The 17,642-nt window shown below is 73.3% G+C and carries 17 protein-coding genes; 7 read left to right on the top strand and 10 right to left on the bottom strand.

Features of this window, described 5'->3' with window-relative positions; genetic code table 11:
* Positions 1–50: 50 nt before the first annotated feature.
* From D6689_12690 to D6689_12675, 4 genes are all read right to left on the bottom strand, one after another.
* Positions 51–983 carry an isoaspartyl peptidase/L-asparaginase gene (locus tag D6689_12690; protein ID RMH40818.1) on the bottom strand — a complete coding sequence of 311 codons (933 nt, stop codon included), beginning with the start codon at positions 981–983 and terminating at the stop codon, positions 51–53.
* A gap of 51 nt (positions 984–1,034) precedes the next feature.
* Positions 1,035–1,424 (bottom strand): rRNA maturation RNase YbeY, encoded by a 390-nt coding sequence (gene ybeY, locus D6689_12685; GenBank protein ID RMH40828.1) that lies wholly within the window; start codon positions 1,422–1,424, stop codon positions 1,035–1,037.
* Between the two features lie 89 nt (positions 1,425–1,513).
* Positions 1,514–3,541: a GAF domain-containing protein gene (locus D6689_12680; GenBank protein ID RMH40817.1), complete on the bottom strand. Its 2,028-nt coding sequence runs from the start codon at positions 3,539–3,541 to the stop codon at positions 1,514–1,516.
* 87 nt (positions 3,542–3,628) lie between these two features.
* Positions 3,629–4,654: a PhoH family protein gene (locus D6689_12675; protein RMH40827.1), complete on the bottom strand. Its 1,026-nt coding sequence runs from the start codon at positions 4,652–4,654 to the stop codon at positions 3,629–3,631.
* Positions 4,655–4,728: 74 nt separating this feature from the next.
* On the opposite strand from D6689_12675, the gene D6689_12670 reads away from it, so the two are divergent.
* Positions 4,729–5,541: a nucleoside triphosphate pyrophosphohydrolase gene (locus D6689_12670; GenBank protein RMH40816.1), complete on the top strand. Its 813-nt coding sequence runs from the start codon at positions 4,729–4,731 to the stop codon at positions 5,539–5,541.
* Positions 5,542–5,824: 283 nt separating this feature from the next.
* Complete coding sequence (locus D6689_12665; GenBank protein RMH40815.1) at positions 5,825–6,091, top strand: 30S ribosomal protein S20; 267 nt, start codon at positions 5,825–5,827, stop codon at positions 6,089–6,091.
* A gap of 17 nt (positions 6,092–6,108) precedes the next feature.
* Here the strand turns inward: D6689_12665 and holA are convergent, their stop codons facing one another.
* Together holA and D6689_12655 are read right to left on the bottom strand one after the other, a co-directional pair.
* A complete protein-coding gene (gene holA / locus D6689_12660; protein ID RMH40814.1) occupies positions 6,109–7,143 on the bottom strand; it encodes a DNA polymerase III subunit delta in 1,035 nt (344 codons plus the stop codon).
* Between the two features lie 75 nt (positions 7,144–7,218).
* Positions 7,219–8,814, bottom strand: coding sequence for a hypothetical protein (locus tag D6689_12655; protein ID RMH40813.1), 1,596 nt, complete (start codon positions 8,812–8,814; stop codon positions 7,219–7,221).
* A gap of 220 nt (positions 8,815–9,034) precedes the next feature.
* Between D6689_12655 and D6689_12650 the strand changes: the two genes are divergently transcribed.
* The 3 genes from D6689_12650 to D6689_12640 are packed head-to-tail and all read left to right on the top strand — an operon-like array spanning position 9,035 to position 11,347.
* Entirely contained in the window at positions 9,035–10,369 is a 1,335-nt protein-coding gene (locus tag D6689_12650; GenBank protein RMH40812.1) for an amidohydrolase, read from the top strand.
* Positions 10,370–10,412: 43 nt separating this feature from the next.
* Complete coding sequence (locus tag D6689_12645; GenBank protein ID RMH40811.1) at positions 10,413–10,850, top strand: hypothetical protein; 438 nt, start codon at positions 10,413–10,415, stop codon at positions 10,848–10,850.
* A complete protein-coding gene (locus D6689_12640; protein ID RMH40810.1) occupies positions 10,847–11,347 on the top strand; it encodes a hypothetical protein in 501 nt (166 codons plus the stop codon). The genes D6689_12645 and D6689_12640 overlap by 4 nt, the downstream gene beginning before the upstream one ends.
* A gap of 10 nt (positions 11,348–11,357) precedes the next feature.
* On the opposite strand, the gene D6689_12635 is transcribed toward D6689_12640, so the two are convergent.
* Positions 11,358–12,575 (bottom strand): class I SAM-dependent RNA methyltransferase, encoded by a 1,218-nt coding sequence (locus D6689_12635; protein RMH40809.1) that lies wholly within the window; start codon positions 12,573–12,575, stop codon positions 11,358–11,360.
* Entirely contained in the window at positions 12,562–13,401 is an 840-nt protein-coding gene (locus D6689_12630) for a hypothetical protein (GenBank protein RMH40826.1), read from the bottom strand. Before D6689_12630 ends, D6689_12635 begins: the two co-directional genes overlap by 14 nt.
* Between D6689_12630 and D6689_12625 the strand changes: the two genes are divergently transcribed.
* Entirely contained in the window at positions 13,331–14,956 is a 1,626-nt protein-coding gene (locus D6689_12625; GenBank protein ID RMH40825.1) for a methylmalonyl-CoA mutase, read from the top strand. The two genes, D6689_12630 and D6689_12625, sit on opposite strands and share 71 nt — an antisense overlap.
* Positions 14,957–15,178: 222 nt before the next feature.
* Positions 15,179–15,538, top strand: a complete 360-nt coding sequence (locus D6689_12620) for an integration host factor subunit beta (protein ID RMH40808.1) — start codon at positions 15,179–15,181, stop codon at positions 15,536–15,538.
* A gap of 36 nt (positions 15,539–15,574) precedes the next feature.
* Here D6689_12620 and D6689_12615 read toward each other — a convergent pair whose 3' ends face one another.
* Together D6689_12615 and D6689_12610 are read right to left on the bottom strand one after the other, a co-directional pair.
* Positions 15,575–16,897: an NAD(P)/FAD-dependent oxidoreductase gene (locus tag D6689_12615; protein RMH40807.1), complete on the bottom strand. Its 1,323-nt coding sequence runs from the start codon at positions 16,895–16,897 to the stop codon at positions 15,575–15,577.
* Positions 16,824–17,519 carry a hypothetical protein gene (locus D6689_12610; protein ID RMH40806.1) on the bottom strand — a complete coding sequence of 232 codons (696 nt, stop codon included), beginning with the start codon at positions 17,517–17,519 and terminating at the stop codon, positions 16,824–16,826. The genes D6689_12615 and D6689_12610 overlap by 74 nt, the downstream gene beginning before the upstream one ends.
* Positions 17,520–17,642: the final 123 nt, after the last annotated feature.

The raw sequence follows: 17,642 nt of genomic DNA, 5'->3' as shown, positions 1-17,642 counted from the left end.
CACCGGCCGGGGCCCGCGCTACCCGGGCGCGGTCGAAGCCGGCGCCCGCCCTACCCGGCGCCGTCGAAGTCGATGGCGACGCGGCCGCGCGGCGCGATGGCGGCGAGCACGCGGGGGTCGCCGGCGCGGCCCGCCCCCCAGGCCATCGCGTCGGTGTCGAGCGCCGCGCCCAGGCGCCCGTCCGCGTCGACGCACACGATGCCGCCGCCGCCGCCGGTGTCGGCGCGCAGCGCCGCGATCGCCCCGTGCGCCGCGTCGGGCGCCGCCATGCCCTGCCCCATGAACTCGACGCAGCGCCGGGCGGTGAGCGCGCGGATGAACCGCTCGCCGTGCCCGGTGCCCGACGCGGCGCCCAGCGGCGTCGCGTAGGTGCCGGCGCCGCACAGCGGCGTGTCGCCGATGCGCCCCGGCCGCTTGTAGCTCATGCCGCCGGTCGACGTCGCGGCCGCGACGCGGCCCGCCTCGTCGATCGCCACCGCGCCGACCGTGCCCGGATCGGCCGCGACGTCGCCGCGGTTGCGCGCGCGCGCCTGTTCGAACCGTTCGCGCGCGCGCTCCGTGATCAGTTCGGCCGGATCGCACGGCCGCCAGCCCCGCTCGCGCACGAACTCCCACACGCCGTCGCCGCACAGCAGGACGTGTTCGCCGTCGTCGAGCACCGCGCGCGCCAGGTCGATCGGCTGGCGCGCGTTGCGAACCGCCGCGACCGCGCCGAAGCCCAGCGTCACCCCGTCCATCACCGCGGCATCCGCCTCGACCTCGCCGCGCCGGTTGAGGACGGCGCCCACGCCCGCGTTGAACACCGGGTCGTCCTCGAGCGCGCGCACCGCCGCGACCACCGCGTCCAGTGCCGCGCCGCCCGCCTCCAACACCGCGAGCCCCGCGCGCACGGCAGCCGCGCAGCCGGCGCGCGCGGCGTCGTGGTAGCGCTCGCGCCACTGGCCGGCGCCCCCGTGTACGAGAATGGCGGGTCGTCGTCCCATCGCGATCCGGCCGCAAACGTAGCACGGCGCGCGCCCCCGATCGCGCCGCGGTCACGCCGCGCGCACCGGCCCGCGCCGGTCCGCCTCGGCCAGCAGCGCGCGCATGCGCGCGTTCATCTCGGCTTCCTCGCGGTCGGTCGCGTGGTCGTAGCCGAGCAGGTGGCACAGACCGTGTGCGGCCAAAAACAGCACCTCGCCGTAGAGCGTGCGGCCGCGGCGCTGCCGCTGCGCGGTGTCGACCGACACGACGACGTCGCCGAGCACGTGCGGAAACAGCGCCCCCGTCGGCCCCTCGCGCTGCGCGAACGCGAGCACGTCCGTCGGCCGGTCGACGCCGCGGAAGTCGCGGTTGAGCGCGTGGATCGCCGCGTCGTCGGTGAGGCGCAGCGACGCCTCCAACGGCGGCCCCTCCCCGTCGGCCAGCCAGGCGGCGCGCAGCATCCGCGCAAACCGCCGGCGCAGCCGCGCGAGTTCGGCGGCGGCCAGGCGGCCGCGCACGGACCGGTCGACGGTCACGACGGCCACGGCGGTCATTTGGAAAACGCCAGCTCGTAGACCTTCGCGTCGATGAACAGCTCGAGCAGCGCGCCGTCGAGCTTGCCGGCCTCGACCTCGTAGCCGAGGATGTCGAGCGCCTTGTCGACGGGCACCGCGCGCTTGTACGGCCGATCGCTGGCGGTGAGCGCGTCGAAGATGTCGCTGATCGTCATCATGCGCGCAGGGGGCGCGATGTCCGACACGCCGCGCGGATAGCCGCTGCCGTCGAGCTTCTCGTGGTGGGCGCCGGCGATCGCGGGAATGTCGCGGTAGGTGCGTCCCCACGGGATCTGTACCAGGAAGTTGTACGTGTGGACGACGTGCTCCTCGATCGCCTTGCGCTCCTCGGGCGTGAGCGAGCCGCGCGGGATCTGCAGCGCCATCGCCTCGCGCTCGGTGAGATACGGCCGCTCGCTGCCGTCGACATCCCGGTAGGTGCGGCGCGCGATGTCGGCGATGCGCTCGAACCCGCCGCGCTCGAGCACGGTCGGCTCGTTCGCCGCGAGGATGAACTGCAAAAACTCGTCGATCTCGGTCAACTTCGCGCGCGCGTCGCGGTCGATCGCCTCGAGCTGCTCGGCGGCGCGATCGCGAGACGCCTCGAGCAGGTAGCGCACCTTGCGCTCGAGCTGCTCGGCCTCGATCGCCTTGCGGATGAAGTTGAACCGCTGGCGGACGAGTTCCTCCTCGTGCGCATACAACTTCTTGGCCTTGACCAGAACGTGTTCGCGCACGCCGACCTTGCCGAAATCGTGCAGCAGCGACGCATACTCGATCTGCTTGATCTCGTCGTAGCTGAACCGCAAATCGGCGTACGGGCCGCGGTCGCAGCGATCGACCACCTTGGCGAGCCCGACGGTGAGATCCGCGACCCGCTGGGAATGGCCGGACGTCGTCGGGTCGCGCGCCTCGATCGCGGTGACCGACGCGTGGACGAACCCCTCGAACAGGGTGCGCACCTCGTCGTACAGCAGCGCGTTCTCCAGCGCGATGCCCGCCTGCGCCGCGAGTGCGACGGCGAGTTCGACCGACGCCTCGTCGAACGGGACGACCTTGGTCGCGAAATCCTCCGCCGTCGCGAGGCGGGCGACGCCCTTGGCGCGCTTGTTGATCAGCTGGATGACGCCGATGACCTGATCGCGGGCCGAAATCATCGGGACGGCGAGCATCGACCGGGTCTGATAGCCATATTTCTCGTCGAAGCTGCGGTCGTGGCGCAACCCCCACGGGTTCGACGGGCTGCCGGGCGGACCGAGGGCGTACAGGTCCGGGATGTTGATCACGTCGCGCGACAACACGCACGCGCCGACGATCGACGACGCGGACACCGGCAGTGTGACCTGACGGGTCTCGTCGACCGCCACGCTGTCGTTTTGCGCGACGCGAAACCGCACCGTGTCGTTGGACGCGTCGTCGTCCTCGATGTTTTCGACCGCGTAGACCGAGCCCGCGTCGGCCCCCGTCACCTCGCGAGCGCGAGACAAGATCGCCTCGAGCAACGAGTCGATGTCGCGCTGCTGCGCGAGCGCGCGGCCGACGGAGATCAGCAGGTCGACCTCGTAGCGGGCGCGCTCGAGCTGGACGTCGCGCTGCGCCGCCCGGCGCGCCCGCTGCCAGATCGCTGCCTGGCTGCGCAGCAACGCGACCAGCTGCTCCGGCGACATCGGCACCGCCGCGGCGCGATTGGTCGGCGGGTCGTCCAGCGCGTCGACGCGCCCGGCCGCGAGTTGCTCGGGCGTGCCGACGAACACGAGCGGGCACGCATCCGCGCGGGCGCGCACGAGATGCGGCCGCAGGCGCGCCGGGTCGGTCCACATCGGCGGCCACGCGAGCGTCGTGTGCACGTCGCCGAGGTCCACCTCGACGAAGTCCGGCCCGGCGTCGACCACCGACCACGCGGAACACCGCGGGTCGTCGCGGATCGCGGCGGCTACCTCGGCGGCCGTCCGCAGCATGTCCCCCCGGATGCGTGCGCCCGCGCGCGGCTGCGACGTCGGCGGCGCGCAGGCCAGCCGGCGCACGGGTACCGTCGCCTGCTCGGCGCGACGCGTCCCGTCGATCGTCCCTCCCGGCGCACGATGCCTCGCAACCTCCGTGCCGGGAGGATATCACTCGCCGGCGGCGTCTGGGGCGTCGCCGGCCGCGCCCGTGCGCCCGGGCGCCGCGCGCCGGTCCTGCCGCTCATACGCCATGATGATCTTCTGGACGAGCGGATGGCGGACGACGTCGGCGTCGCTGAAGTAGCACACCGCGATCCCGTCGATCCCGCGGAACAGCTCCGGCACCTCGCGCAGGCCGGACCGGGCGCCGGCCGGCAGGTCGCTCTGGGTGATGTCCCCGGTCACGACCGCCTTCGAGCCGAAGCCGAGGCGGGTGAGGAACATCCGCATCTGTTCGCGCGTGCAGTTTTGCGCCTCGTCGAGGATCACGAAGCTGTCGTTGAGCGTGCGGCCGCGCATGAACGCGAGCGGCGCGACCTCGATCACCTGGCGCTCCATCAGTCGGCGCACGCGGTCGAAGTCGAGCATCTCGTGGAGCGCGTCGTGCAGCGGCCGGAGGTAGGGGTTGACCTTGTCCTCCATCGTGCCCGGCAAGAACCCGAGCCGCTCGCCGGCCTCCACCGCCGGGCGCGTGAGCACGATGCGCTTGACGTGCTTGTCCTGCAGCGCGCGCACCGCCATCGCCATCGCGAGGTAGGTCTTGCCGGTGCCGGCCGGGCCGATGCCGAACACGATGTCGTTTTTGCGCACCGCGTCCACGTAGCGCTTCTGCGCCAGCCCCTTGGGCGTGATCGGCCGGGAATGCTTCGGCACGAGGACCGTGTCGTTGAAGATGTCGCGCAGGTTGGCGTGGCGGTCGCCGCGCAGCACGCGCACCGCGCGGATCACGTCCTCGGAGCCCAGCGGCGAGCCGCGCAGCGCCAGTTCGTACAGCTGCGTGACGGCCGCCTGCGCCACCGCCACGGCTGGCTCGTCGCCCGCGACGGTGATCTCGTTGCCGCGCAGGTGCAGGTCGACACCGGCCTCGCGGCCGATGAGCTTGAGGTTGCGACCGGACTGCCCGCACAGCGTGCGGAGCGCCTCGGCATCGTCGAAGGCCAGCCGCGCCCGTCGGGGCTCGCTGGCCGGAAGCAGCGTGACCAAGTAGGGTTCGACCTCCTCCGGATGGTCTAGCACGAATCGGGCGGCACGGCCTATGCTGCGGCGCGATGACTGCGAACACTCGCCAGCGCGGCCACGCGTTCGCGCGGCTCGTCGATGTGATGGACCGGCTGCTCGCCCCCGGCGGATGCCCGTGGGACCGCGAGCAGACGCTCGACAGCCTGCGGCCCTACCTGCTCGAGGAGACCTACGAGGTGCTCGACGTGATGACCGGCGACGACCCGGCTGCACACCGCGAAGAACTCGGCGATTTATTGATGCAGATCGTATTTCAGGCGGCGCTGCGCGAGGCGCGCGGCGAGTTCGACATCGACGACGTCGCCACCGCCATCGCGGACAAGCTCGTGCGCCGCCATCCACACGTGTTCGGCGACGCGCGCGCGGACGACCCGGAGGCGGTCGCGCGCCAGTGGGACCGGATCAAGGCCGAGGAGCGGCGCGCGCACGGCGGCGGCGGCCCGGATCGCGCGCTGCGCGGCGTTCCGCGGTCGACGCCGGCGCTGGCCCGCGCGCAAAAGCTCTCCGAGCGGGCCGCCGCGGTCGGGTTCGACTGGCCCGACGCGGCGGGCTGTCGCGCCAAGGTCGACGAGGAGCTGCGCGAGCTGGACGAGGCGATCGCGGCGGGCGACCGCGCCCGCGTGGAGGCCGAGCTGGGCGACCTGTTGTTCGCGGTGACCAGCCTCGCGCGCAAGCTCGGCGTCGACGCCGAGGGCGCGCTGCGCGCAGCGGCCGACGAGTTCACGCGCCGGTTCGAGCACATCGAGGATCGCCTGCACGAGCGCGGCCGGTCGCCGCGCGACGCGACCCTCGACGAGATGGACGCGCTGTGGGAGGCGGCGAAAAAACTGGCCGAAAAGTGAGCAGCGCGCGGGAGCGCGCGCGCCGCGCCGATCTGCGGGACTCGACCACAGGCTTGTGCGCAGGTTTTCCACAGCTCGTGTGGGTTTCAAATCGCCTCCGCGGGGATCCAAGGTTTCGGAATCGCTGCGCAATCGACGAACTGTGCGGCGCCGGCGGGCCGCGGCCGCGGCCGCCCCGCCGAACGCCATTCACCGTCCGGCGCGCCGCCGGGGCCGCGCGCCCCCGGTTCGCCCGACGGGACCGGTTGACAGGCGGCGCCGCCCGCGATAGACACCGGCCTCCATGGCGAACTACCCGTCTTCCATCAAGCGCAACCGCCAGAACGCGCGCCGGCGCGCGCGCAATCGCGCCGTCCTCGGCCCCGTGCGCTCCGCGATCAAGCGCGCGCGCAAGGCGCTCGAGTCGGGTGAGGGCGACCGCGAGGCCCTGCTGCGCCAGGCGACGCGCGCGATCGACCGCGCCGTCACCAAGGGCGTGTTCAAGCGCAAGACCGCGAGCCGCAAGATCTCGCGCCTTACCCGCGCGTTCAACGCGGCCAACCGCGCGTAACGCGCGGCGCCGGTCGCTCACCGGCGGCGTGCCCGCGGCGCGGCCGCCGCGCCGCGCCCGGCCGCGAGCAAGTCGGCCACCGCGCGGTCGAGCACGATCCGCTCGCCGAGATCCCGGCCGAGCGTCTTGAGCGCCGGCCGCCCCCCTTTGAGCGCCACGTCGGCCGCGTGCAGCTGCTCGAGAGCGCGGTCGAGCGCCGCGAGGGAAAACCGCGACGCCTGCGCGACGAGCTTGTCGGCGACGAACGGCGGCACCCCGAGGGTCGCCGCGAGCTTCGCCCGCGGCGTGCGCCGGTCTGCGGCGCGACGCGCCGCCGCCAACCCGCGCACGTGGCGCGCGAGCATCATCACGACGCCGATCGCGCTCTGGCGCTGGTCGCACAGCGCGTGGAGCGCCGCCCACGCCGCCGGCGCATCGCCGCGGCCGATCGCGTCGGTGAGTTCGAACACCGTCTGCTCGCGGGTGTGCGCGATCAAGTCGTCGACGTCGTCGACCTCGACCGGCCGGTCGCCGGCGTACAGCGCCAGCTGGTCGAGGCTCAACGCCAGCCGCGACAGGTCGTTGCCGACGACGTCGACGAGCCGCGCGGCCGCGGCCGCGGAGATCCGGACTCCGCGCCGGCGCGCCTCGTCGCGCAGCCACGGCGCCGGGTTGCGCGGTGGCTGCAGGTCGACCAGGAACTTGCGCTTTTTCGCGGTGGCGAAGAACTTGACGCGCTTGTCGACCTTGGCGGCGGTCATCAACAACACCGTCGATTCGTTCGGCCGCTCCAGGTAGTCGACGAGCTTCGCCAGCTCCGCGGCGGGCATGGCGCCGGCGTCGCGCACCTCCACGAGGCGGCGGTCGGCCAACATCGGCAACGTCTGCGCCGCGGCCAGCACGCGCGCCGCGGTGCAACCCTTGCCGTCGAGCACGTCGGCGTTGAACGCGCGCGCCGCCGGCGGCACGGCGGCGTCGCGGATGGCGGTCGCCGCGCGGTCGAGCAGCAGCGGCTCCGGCGACACGACGACGTACACCGGCTGAAGCCGGCCGGCGGCGATCTCGTCCAGCATCGCCCTACCCTGCCCGGCCGCGCGCGGGCGCGCAAGCCCCGCCCAGGCGGCCGTCCTACCGGCCCGCGCTCCCGGTCAGCGGGCCGCCGAGCCGGTGCGGCGCAGCACCAGCAGGCCCCGCGGCGTGTCGGCCACGTAGATCAGCCCCGCGTCGAGGTCCACGTCGATGCCGACCGCGCCCTCGAGCATGGCGCCCGGCGCCGTCTCCGGATCCCACGTATTGAAGTGGGCGATCGTCTCGGGCGCCGTCGGGTCCGAGATATCGACGATGCGCACGCCGTCCTGGTAGTGCGCCACGTACACCGTATCGCCGAAGGCCATCATGTCGTGGATCGACACCTGGTCGCGGTAGATCATTTCGCCGATGCGCGGCAGGGCGCCGTCGGCGCCGGGAGTGAGATCGAGCAGCTCGAGGTGCGAGCCGTAGCCCTCGTCGCCGAACGCCAGCACGGCGCGCCCTGACGACGTCGTCGTCTTCCAGCACTGGTGCGCGTAGGTGTCGTCCTTTTGGTAGCGCGCGATCACCGTGGCGGCGGCGGGGTCCGGCAGCGCGTCGACCACCACGAGGCCGCCGACGGTCGCCGCCGCGTACACTCGGCCGCCGTCGGCGCACACCGCATGCACGCCCCAGTCGTCGTTCGGCAGGTGGACCGTGCCGACGTCCACCGGCGAGGTCGGGTCGGTCACGTCGAACACGAACACGTTGGGCGAAAACCCGTCGGCGAGGTACGCGTAGGTCGCCGCGCCCACGGTTTCGACGAACAGCGTGTGCACGCCGTGATCGGGCTCGCCGGCCGGCCGCAGCAGGCCGATCTGCTTCGGGGCGGTCGGGTCGGTCACGTCGACGATCTTGGCGCCGGCCGCATCCGACGCGACCAGCGCGTACCGCGAGCCGCCGGGACCGTCGACCAGCTTCAGCTCGTTGTAGTAATCCGAGTCGGCGGGAAAGTGGGCGAGTTCGCGCGGCGCCGCCGGGTCGGTGACGTCGACGATGCGCACGCCGTCTTCGCCGTTGGCGACGTACGCGATGCCGTCCGCCACGCGGACGTCCGCGGTGAAGGTGTCGGGCCACGGCGCATCCCCGCCGCGGAACTCCGACACGAGTTCGAGGCCGTCGGCGTCCGGCTCCCCCTCGATCCGCCCGTACGGGCGCGCCACGAACGACGCCGGGTCGCCGCACTCCTGGCCGAAGTCGCCGACCCAACAGTAGCGGTACCAGCCGTACAGCGCGCCGTCGGCGTCGCGCCGGCAGGCGGTGTAGGCCTCGACCAGACGGACCTTGCCGTACTCGGCCTCGCGGCGGAAGAACAGGTCGTCGGCGTCCAGCGCGGCGTAGTCGGCCGGCCGCGTCGACCCGATGGTCGCCAAGTCGACCGACAACCCTCCCTCGCACGACAGCGAGATCCGCACCGGCCCGCGCTGCCACCGCGGGTGCGGGTCGTGCTGGACGAACCACAGCCCGGTCGGGTCGACGCCGGCGAGCGTGCCCGGCTCGCAGCCGTCGCGCGGCAGGTCCGCCGGCGACGCGAGCACGCCGTCCGGCGGTTCACCGAACGACGGCTCCACGCACGCGCCGCCGTCGCCGCCCGATCCGCCGTCGGCACCGCCGTCGCCCGCGTCGCCGCAGCCCGCCGCGACGAACACGGCCGCCAGCGCTCCGGCGACCGCCACGCACCGGACGCGCACGCCCCGCACACTGCACACGAGGGTGTCCATTGCCATGATGGCTCGTTACCACGGCGCCCGAACGGACGCGCGGCCGCGCCAGTAACCGACGCTGACGACCCGGCTCGCGCGGGTCCGGTGGCTGTCATTGCCGCCGCGCGGTCGCCCACCGCAACGGCCGCCGGCGCGCTGGCGCGCGGCCGGCAAAACCCGGTACGTTCGCGCCATGACGACCCGCCTGATCACCGCTGACCGCGCCGTCGTCGACGGGGTCGCCCGCGGCGCGACGGCCGTCCTGGTCGACGCGGGCCAGATCGTGGCCGTCGGCGCGCCGGAGGAGCTGGACTGTCACCCCGCCGCAGCGGGCGCCGACCGCATCGACTGGTCCGGCACGGCGCTGTTGCCCGGCACCGTCAACGCCCACAATCACTCGTTTCAATCCCTGCTGCGCGGCATCGGCGACGATCTGCCGTTTCTCGAGTGGCGCGACAAGGCCCTGTACCGCTATTCGCCGCAGTTGGACGCCGACGGCATGGCGACCGCGGGTCTGTTCGCGTTCGGCGAGATGCTGCTGCACGGCGTGACGACGGTGTGCGACTTCTATTACCTGAACGCGGGCGGCAACGACCACGCGCTCGCGACGATCGATGCGGCGCGCCGGCTGGGAATCCGCATCGTGCTGGCGCGCTGCTTCTACGACTGGGAGGGCGCGCCCGCCGCGTATCGCGAGGACGTCGCGACCGCCGTCCGCCACTTCGAGGAGCTGCACCGGGCGTTCGCCGGCGACGAGCGCAGGATGGTGACCATCCAACCGGCACCGCACAGCCAGCACGGCGCGTCGCCGGCGATGATCGAGGCGGGCGCCGGCTGCGCGCGGGACGCCGGCGTGCCGTGGCACATCCACCTGGCCGAGGAGCAGTACCAGGTGACCGAGTCGCTCGAGCGCTTCGGCGCCCGCCCGCTGATCGCCGTCGACCAGCTCGGCGTCGTCGACGACGCGATGATCGCCATCCACGGCTGTTGGTTCGACGCCGACGAGCGGGCGCTGCTGGCCCGCCGCGGCGCAAGCCTCGTGTACAACCCGTCGTCCAACATGTTTCTCGGCGACGGCATCACGGACGTGGTCGACCTGCGCGCCCGCGGCGTGCGCGTCGCGCTCGGCACCGACGGCGGTTGCTCGAACAACCAGGTGTCGGTGTTCGGCGAGATGCGCATGACCGCACTGCTGCAGAAGGTCGCCCGCACGGACGGCCAGGCGATCGCGGCCGAAGACTGCTTCGCGATGGGAACGCTGTTCGGCGGCGAGGTGTTGCGGTTGCCCGTCGGCCGCATCTGTCCCGGCTACCGCGCCGACCTCGTCGCGGTCGACCTGGACGACCCATCGCTGTGGCCCGTCCAGGCGCTCGCCAAGAATGTGGTGTACGCGCTGTCGTCTCGCGCGATCCGCCATGTCATGGTAGACGGAGAGGTCGTCGTGTGCGACGGTGCCCTCACCCGCGTCGACCTCGAGGAGATCCGAAATCGTGTCCGAGCCCTCACCCGCGACTGGCGCCGCGACTGACGCCGGCGCCCGCCGTCCGTCCCGCCGCTCCGAGCCGGACCGCGTGCCGCTCGTGTTCGCTCGACTTCGCGCGTTTGCCGGCGGTGCGGTCGGGCTGGCGATCGGCGTGCTGCTCGTGTGGCGCTTCGGTGCGGTCGGTAAGGTCATCGGCGCGGCGATCGCCGCGTGGTCGGCATTCGTCGTGCGCGCGGGGATCCTGTCGCTGGCTCACCCGCCGGCGGCGATCGGCATTGGCGACGGAGCGGTCGAGCTGCCGAAGACCCCGTACCGTCCCGCCCCGGTGAAGGTCGAACTCGACGACGTGCGCCACGTGTACCTGCTGCGCCGCGCCGTGCCGTGGTCCCAGACGGGGCCGCTGCTGGTCATCGAGACCGCGCAGGGCGATTTCGCCTACCCGCGCGATTGGTTCGACAGCGAGTCGGCCCAGGCGCGCGTCGCCGAACTGATCCACGATCGCATCGGGCGGCGCTCGCCCCCATGACGGCCCGGCGCGCGATCGCCGCGGCGAGCGCGCTCGCGATCGCCGCGCCGGCCGCCGCCGAGCCGTTCGTCGACGCCGACCTGCGCGTGACGGTGGCGTTCGGCGACGGCTGGCGGCGCGACGGCGTCGCGCGGCGTTGGCGCCAGTCCGCCACCGGCCAGGCGGCGGCGATCGTGCGGCTCGACGTCGACGGGGCCGCCGCACGCCGCGATCCGCGCCGGGCGTTCGCGCGCGTCGTCGCCGGGGCGCGCGCCACCGCGCCGGGATACCGCGAATTGCGGCGGCGCATCGGCCGCGAAGGGCGCATCCCGCGCCTCGACCTGTGGTACCGCTACGACGCCCCCGGCGGCGACCGGCCGGTCGTCGCGCTGCGCGTGCTGTGGTTTCGCCGCTACGCGGTCGTCCTCGTCGTCGACACGCCGGCGGCGCGATTCCGCGCTCAGCGCCGCGCGGTGCGCGCGCTGTTGCGCAGCTTCCGTCCATGGTGGCCGAACTGACCGCCGCCGGTCACCGCGGTGCCGCGTCGATCGCGACGACGACCTCGACGTGCGCCGTCTGCGGCATCATGTCGATCGGCTGCGCCCAGCGCGGCGCGTAGCCGGCCGCCGACAGCCGGTCGAGGTCCCGCGCGAGCGTCGCCGGGTCGCACGACGCGTAGACGATGCGCGCCGGCCGCAGCGCGACCACGGCGTCGAGCGCGTCGGCCGCGCCCGCGCGCGGCGGATCGATCACGACCAGGTCGAAGCGCTCGCCCGCGGCGGCCAGCTCGCCCGCGACCGCGGCCGCGTCCCCCTTGCGCCAGCGCACGCCCGCCAGCGGCGCGCCGACGGCGACGTCCACCGCGACGACCCGGCGCGCGTGGTGCGCGAGCGCGCGCGACAGGTTGCCGCTGCCCGCGTACAGCTCGAGCGCCGCGCCGACGGGGCGCTCCGCGCATGCCGCGTCGACCGCGGCGATCAGCGCGGCGTTGCCGGCGCGCGACGCCTGGGCGAACCGGTCCGCGCGGCCGCGCAACCCCGGTTCGACCTCGATGTCCGCCGCCCCCCACACCCGGCGGCCGGCCACGACGCCGACCACCGGCGGCCGGCGAGCCAGCGCCTCGGCCGCGGCGGGCCGGTGCGGGCCGGCGATCGCGACGTGGACGTCGCCGGCGTGGCCCGCCAGCAGCGACACGTCGCCGGTGCCGCCGAGCCCCGGCGCGAGCACGCCCCGCACGGCCTCGAGCGCACCGGCCAGCGCCGGCTCGAGCTGCGGGCAGGCGGCCACGTCGACGACCCTGTGCGACCGCGGCCGATACCAGCCGATCGCCGCGCCGCGGCCCCGCCGCCGGCGCACCCAGTGCAGGCGCGCGCGCCGGCGCCATCCGACCGGCGGCGCGGGCGACTGCAGCGGCCGCAGCTCCATGCCCGCGTCGACCGCGCGGCGCAGCGCGCTTGCGACGATCGCCTGCTTGGCGGCGGCCTGCGCGCCGGCCGACAGGTGTTGCCACTGGCAGCCGCCGCAGTCGCCGAACAGCGGACACGCGGGGGCCACTCGATCGGCGGACGGCTCGACCACGGCGACGATCTCGCCGCGCGCGTACCGTCGTCGCGACTCGGTGATGCGCACGCGCACGCGGTCGCCAATCGCTGTACGCGCAACGAAAACCACGCGGCCATCCGGGGCTCGCGCGACGCCGTCGCCACCGGCTGCGATCGCGTCGACGACGACTTCAATCTCGTCCACGCCGCACCTCGATCGCGTCGCCGCGGCGCAGGTCGACCGCGTCGCACGCCCTGCCCTCTCGCACCGCGATCTCCAGCGTGCCGCCCGATCCGATGTACGCGAGCAACTCGCCGCGGCCGACGTCCTCGTAGGTGCGAACCAACCCGCGAATGCGCGCGCCGCCGGCGATGAACTCGGGCGACGGCGGCAGTTCAGCCGCCGGCAGGTCGGTGATGAGGTTGCCGAAGCGGTCGACGTGGATGACGCGCGCGAACACGCGATCGCCGTCGCGGCGCGCGCCGCCGGCGAGAGGCAACTGCCCCGCCAACGTCCACGCCGGCCCCGCGTCGGTCACCCGCGCGCCGGCCGCTAGCCGCCCGGCGCATCGCGCGAACACGTCGCGACCGTGAAACGTCGACGACGGCGACTCCGCGACGAACCCCGGCGCCTCGATCGCGCGGACGGCCGCGTACGGCGCGCGCGCCGCCAGCGACAGCACCCCGTTGTCAGGCCCGACGAAGCGGTGGCGGCCGTCGTCGATCACCACCGGCTTGCGCGCGCCGCCGACGCCCGGGTCGACCACGACGACGTGGATCGTGCCGTCGGGAAAGTGCGGCGCCGCCTGCGCCAACGCGAACGCCGCCGCCACCACGTCGTGCGGCGGGATGTCGTGCGCGATGTCGACCACGGTCGCGTCCGGCGCCAGCGACAGCAGAACGCCCTTCATCGCACCGACGTACCCGTCCTGCGTGCCGAAATCGCTCGTGAGCGTCACGATGGCCACGGCGCGATGGTACGGTTGCCGCGTGAAGCTGCGCAAGGACAGGTTCGCGACCGACGCGGACATCGAGATCGTCGGGGCCTACGGTCCCGAGCACATCGCCGACCTCGACGTGAAGCGCGACCTCGGCGCGCCCGGGCAGTTTCCGTACACGCGCGGCGTGCAGGAGACGATGTACCGGGGCCGGCTGTGGACGATGCGCCAGTACGCCGGCTTCGGCACCGCCGAGGAGTCCAACGCGCGATACCACTACCTGCTCGAGCAAGGCCAGACCGGCCTGTCGGTCGCGTTCGACCTGCCCACGCAGATGGGCCGCGACTCGGACCACCCATTGGCCGCGGGCGAGGTCGGCAAGGTCGGCGTGGCGATCGATTCCATCGACGACATGCGGCTGCTGCTGCGCGGCATCCCGCTCGACCGCGTGTCGACGTCGATGACGATCAACGCCACGGCTGCGACCTTGCTGTGCCTGTACATCGCCGTCGCCGACGAGCAGGGCGTGCCGCGCGACGCCCTGCGCGGCACGATTCAAAACGACATCCTCAAGGAGTACATCGCGCGCGGCACGTACATCTATCCGCCGGCCGGGTCGATGCGGCTCATCACCGACATCTTCACGTTCTGCCGCAAGGAACTGCCCAACTGGAATACGATCTCGATCAGCGGCTACCACATCCGCGAGGCCGGCGCCGACGCGGTCCAGGAGGTCGCGTTCACCCTCGCCGACGGGCTCACCTACGTGCAGGCCGCGATCGACGCCGGCCTCGACGTCGACGAGTTCGCGCCGCGACTCGCGTTCTTTTTCAACGTGCACAACAACTTCCTCGAAGAAGTCGCAAAGTTCCGCGCGGCGCGGCGGATGTGGGCGCGCTTCATGCGCGACCGGTTCGGGGCGCGCAATCCGAAGTCGCACCGCCTCCGCTTTCACAGTCAGACCGCCGGCGTCACGCTCCAGGCGCAGCAACCGCTGGTCAACGTCGCGCGCGTGTCGCTGCAGGCGCTCGCCGCCGTGCTCGGCGGGACGCAGTCGCTGCACACCAACTCCTATGACGAGGCGCTGGGTCTGCCCACCGAGGAGTCCGCGCGGATCGCCTTGCGCACCCAGCAGGTGATCGCGCACGAAAGCGGCGTCGCCGACTTCATCGATCCGCTGGCCGGTTCCTACGCGGTCGAGGCGCTCACGGACGAGATCGAGCGGCGCGCGCTCGCGTACATCGACAAGATCGACCAGCTCGGCGGCGTCATCGCGGCGATCGAGTCCGGCTACATCCAGCGCGAGATCGAGCGGCGCGCGTACGAGCACCAGCGCGCCGTCGAGCGGCGCGAACGCATCGTCGTCGGCGTCAACGCGTTCACGGTCGACGAGGAGCCGCCGATCGACGTGCTCACCGTCGACCCGGCGCTCGAGCGCGCCCAGATCGAGCGGGTGCGCGCCCTGCGCGCGCGCCGCGACGGGCCGGCGGTCACCCGCGCGCTCGACGCGCTGCGCGACGCGGCGCGCGGCGACGACAACCTCATTCCGCACATCCTCCACGCCGTCAAAGCCGAAGCCACGGTCGGAGAGATCGCGGACGCCCTGCGCGACGTGTTCGGCGAATACCAGCCGGCCAACCGCCTGTAACCACGTCGGCTACGGCCCCCGATCCGTCGTAACCATCCAGAATCACCAGGCTTCGCAGGTGCGACGCGCCGGCGGCGAGGCGGCGCGCGGCCCGACGCCGCGACGCCGCCGCGCGCCGTGAGTTCTAACCCCCTTGATTTACGCGGCATTCTGCCGGTACGATTCGATTACGCACCAGCGCGCGGGACCCGCGGGTGGGTCGTGTCGTATCGGGGGGGCCATATGCCGGTTACCAAGTCAGACCTCATCGAGCAGCTCTCCGACAGGCTCAAGCTACCGAAAGGCAAAGCCGAGTTCGTGGTCAACACGATCTTCGACGCCATGGAGGGGGCGCTGCGGCGGGGCGAACGCATCGAAATCCGCGGCTTCGGCAGCTTTGAGGTGCGCGAGTACCGCGCGTACGAGGGGCGCAACCCGCGCACCGGCGAGCCGGTGCACGTCAAGCCCAAACGGCTGCCGTTCTTCAAGGTCGGCAAGGAGCTCAAAGAGCGCGTCAACAAAGCGTTCCAAGAGCAGCAGCGCGCCCAACAGGCCCCGCCGACCGCGATGTCGTCCCCGGGCGGCACGGACCACGGCTGGTAGGCCCGCACGGGCGGGTGCGCGCCGCGCGCCGGCGCGTCACGCCGCCGGCAATAGCGCCGCCGGCGGTGCGGCCGCGCGCAGCGCGCGCGCGCGGCCCGGCAGCTTCACGACGTGGCGAGCCAGCGCGCGATACAGCCGCAGCTTGTGGTCGGCGAGCACCGCCGTACCGGACACCCGCGCGGCGTACAGCTCGATCACCTCTGGATCGAACAGCACCAGCGGCAGCCACCGCCGCCACGCGCCGCGCCCCCGGTACAGCAACCACGCGAGCCAGCGGTCGAGCGCCAGCTCGCGGCCGACGACCGCGCGGCGCAGACGGCGGCGGTAGTCGGCAAACGACCGGTCTCCGGTGCGCAGCGCGTCGGCGATCGCGTCGCCGGCGACGATGGCGTGCTCGAGCGCCACGGCGATGCCCTCGCCGGTGAGCGCGTCGATCCCCGCGGCATCCCCGACCGTGACGACGCCCGGCGCGGACACCGGTGCGCGCGGGTGGTACCCCCACGCCGGCCATCCCCGCACCCCGCGGTCCGGCAGCGCGAGTCCGTGCTCGGCGAGGCCGTCGCGCAGCAGTGACACGAGGTCGCCGCCGCCGCGGTTGACGCGCGACGGGTAGTGCATCAGCCCGACGTTGAGCCGGTTGCCCGGCACCGGGAACACCCACAGATACCCCCGCAGCCCGTGCACCATCGGCGTGAAGTCGTACACCATGTCGGCCGCCGGCGGCCGGCCGGGCGGCGCCGGCAGTTCCAGCTTGAACAGCCGGTGCGGCCGCTGCCGGCGGCCGGCGTGGAGCGTCTTGCGGACGACCGACGCCGCGCCGTCGGCGCCGACCAGCACGCGGCAGGTGAGCGTCCGTCGCCGCGTCCGCACGCGCACGCCGTCGGCGACGCGCTCGAACGCGACGACGCCCTCGCCCTCGACCACGTCGACGCCGCGCCGGCGCGCGAGCCGCACGAGCGAGTGATCGAATTCCTCGCGGCGCACCACGCGCACCGGCCGCGCGAGGACCACGCGCCGCTCGAACTCGCCGAACCGCACGACCGCGCCCGGCGCCGGCCACGCATCGACCTCGAGCGGGATGTCGAGCGCCCGCATCGCGTCCTCCGCGTGCCCCGTCAGCCCGCCGCCGCACGGCTTGGCGCGCGGAAACGTCGCCCGATCGAGGACGAGCGTGCGCTCGGCCAGCCGCGGGTCGATCTGGGCGAGGCGCAGCGCCACGCCGCAGCCGGCCGGACCGGCGCCCGCGACGACAACCTCGTAGTCGGGCCGCACGCCCGGCGGTATATCAGATCCCGGCGGTCGCGCGGACGTTGACCACCGCCCGGAACCGCCCCATCGGCACCGGGTCGCCGGCGACAACGGTCTTTTGCCCGCTCACGATCAGGTTGAACGGCGTCCGGTAGTCCTTCATGTAGTCCTTGAGGCGCTGTTCGCCGTCCGGAACCATCTCCATCTGGCCGTCCATCACGGTCTGGCCGGCCTCGATCACGGGAATGGTGCCGACGCGCGTGGCCTGGGGCGACCCGCTCTCCATCACGTTCGAGGGCGCGACGTAGACCGCCAGCTCGGGGGCGTCGATGTTCATCGTGTTTTCGACCACGTCGAACCACACTCGGTCGATCGTCACGCTCACGATCGGCTGGCCCTCGATCTCGGCCAACTCGGGCTTTTCGACCGCCAGGTTGACGGTCGTCCACAGGTCCATGAGGACCAGCACCTCGCACAGGTCGTCGGCCCCGCACGACGCGAAGCACGTCCCACCCGAGCACAGCTGCTGGGCGCCGGCCGAACACACCCCCGGGTCGGCCGAACAGTCCACGGCAGGGAACGTGTCGCCCTGCACCTGTATCTCCCACTGGTCGGTGTCGACCACGAACTCCTTCGGCGGCAACGACAGGTCGAAATCGGTGATATCGGGGTCGATCAGGCCGCAGCCCGGCAGCGCCCCCACGAACGCTACCGCACAAATCAAGCGAATCATCCGGGCATGGTAGCACCCGGCGGCCGCCATCGGCATGCGTCGCGTCACGCCCGACGGGGCCGCCGGCGGCCGGGGGCCTGTCCCGCCGTGCCGCCGGCTGCGGTCGCGATCGGCGGGCGAACG

Source organism: Deltaproteobacteria bacterium, from assembly GCA_003696105.1.
Lineage (GTDB): Bacteria > Myxococcota_A > Polyangia > Haliangiales > J016 > J016.
The sequence above is the reverse complement of the archived record's forward strand: the minus strand, read 5'-3'. Positions and strand labels throughout refer to the sequence as shown.